1 protein-coding gene and 1 pseudogene are annotated in these 1,793 nt (G+C 71.3%); both read left to right on the top strand.

All coding sequences use genetic code 11. The annotated features are described in order from the left end of the window. Nucleotides 1-846: cytochrome P450 (locus G6018_RS04685; protein ID WP_182638910.1), on the top strand; the 846-nt coding region annotated here is incomplete at its 5' end. Between the two features lie 417 nt (nucleotides 847-1,263). Next, a pseudogene (locus G6018_RS04680) lies at nucleotides 1,264-1,793 on the top strand (hypothetical protein); the annotation flags it as partial.

Here is a 1,793-nt window from a genome sequence, read left to right as displayed (position 1 = left end):
GACGACGACGACGAGGTGGTCGACCTGCACCGGGACTTCAGCTCGCAGATCCCCACTTTCGTGCTGGCCCAGCTGTTCGACCTGCCGGCAGCGGACCGCCCCCGGTTCGGCCCGTGGGTCAGCGCGCTGACGACCCTGCAGGAGGAGGGGTTCCGTCCGGCGGGCCTCGAGGGCGGTGCGGCGGCGGCGGTGGCGGAGATGTTCGCCTACTTCGGGGAGCTCATCGCCGAGCGGCGCACGAGCCCGGGAGAAGACCTCGTCTCCGCCCTGACGCAGGCCGAGATCGACGGCGAGAGGCTGGACGACTGGGACATCCTGGGGTTCTGCTTCGTGATCGTGGCGGGCGGCAACGACACCACCGGCAATCTCATCTCGCACACCGTCGCGCTGCTCGACGAGCACCCGCCGCAGCGGGAGTTGCTCGTGGCGGACCCGGGGCTGATCCCCGGCGCGCTCTCCGAGTGCCTGCGCTTCGAGTCCAGCGTGCAGGCGCTCGCGCGGACGACCATCCGTGAGGTGACGGTGGGCGGGGTGACGATCCCGGCGGGGGAGAAGGTGATGATGCTCTACGGCTCGGCCAACCGCGACGAGCGCGAGTTCGGTCCCACCGCCGAGGAGCTCGACATCACCCGGGAGATCACCGGGCACCTGGGGTTCGCCCGCGGCCCGCACTTCTGCATCGGCTCGCACTTCGCGCGTCTGCAGGCGCGGATCGCCCTGGAGGAGCTCTACGCCGCGCACCCGGCCATCGGGGTCGACAGGGGCGCGGCCGTCCGGGCGCTCTCGCCGTTCACCCGCGGGTTCCACTCGCTGCCCGCGACGGGGTTCTCCGCGCCGCGGCCCTGACCCGCGCGCCGCGACCCGCACCGCTGCCCCTCTGTTCTCGCGGTCGACACGAGCGGGGCCTGCCTGATCGCCGCGATGTCATCCCGAGGGATGTGTGAGGCCTCCTCGCCCGCGCCCGGGACGAGCGCATCGGTCCGCGATTCGATGCGGCGCCGCCACGGCCGCTGTACCAGTAGGTATGTCAGGCCGAAGGCGCAGATCGCGGCGATGGCCGCCCACCCCACGGGCGGAGAGTCGCGGGGGCCGGGTCCGGGACCGAGGACGACCGGGGGTGAAGGGGGCCGATGGTGGGGTTGGAGCCGGGGCTGGAGACCCGAGTAAACGGGCGTCACACTGCCCGTATAAGAGTAACGTCACCTCATGTAGGCGGATGCGCCGTCCCTGGTGGATCCGCACCCCACTGCACAAGGACTCATCATGGCAACTCCACATGACGCCCCGTCCGGGCCGTCCTCCGCCACAGTCCACCACTCTCCCCGAACCCGCCCGGTGAACTGGGTCATGCTCGTCGCGGGGGTCCTGCTGGCCGTGTTCGGCCTCGGGATGACCGCCACCGGCGCGGCTCTCATGGTGGCCGAGGCCTCCCAGCGCGACGGTCGCTACGCCTACACGGACACCGATCGACTCCAGACCGTCGGCCACGCCATCACGACCGCGCCCCTCACGGTCCACGTCGACGAGGGCGCCACCGTCGGCACGTTCGGTCTCGACGACCTGATCAGTATCCAGCTCCGCGCGACCCCGGTGGTCCCCGATCAGGACGTGTTCATCGGCATCGCCGATGCGTCCGATGTCTCGGCCTATCTCAACGACGTCCCCCACGCGGTGTTCGGCGACGACCCGTGGGACACCGGGTACACCGTCGACACCCCGTACACATGGGGCACGGGGTCCGACCCCGACACCGCGCTCGACGAGGTGCCCGGCACCCGCACCCCCGAACCGCC

This window comes from Dietzia sp. DQ11-44, from assembly GCF_014145205.1.
Taxonomy (GTDB): Bacteria; Actinomycetota; Actinomycetes; order Mycobacteriales; family Mycobacteriaceae; genus Dietzia; species Dietzia natronolimnaea.
The sequence above is the reverse complement of the archived record's forward strand: the minus strand, read 5'-3'. Positions and strand labels throughout refer to the sequence as shown.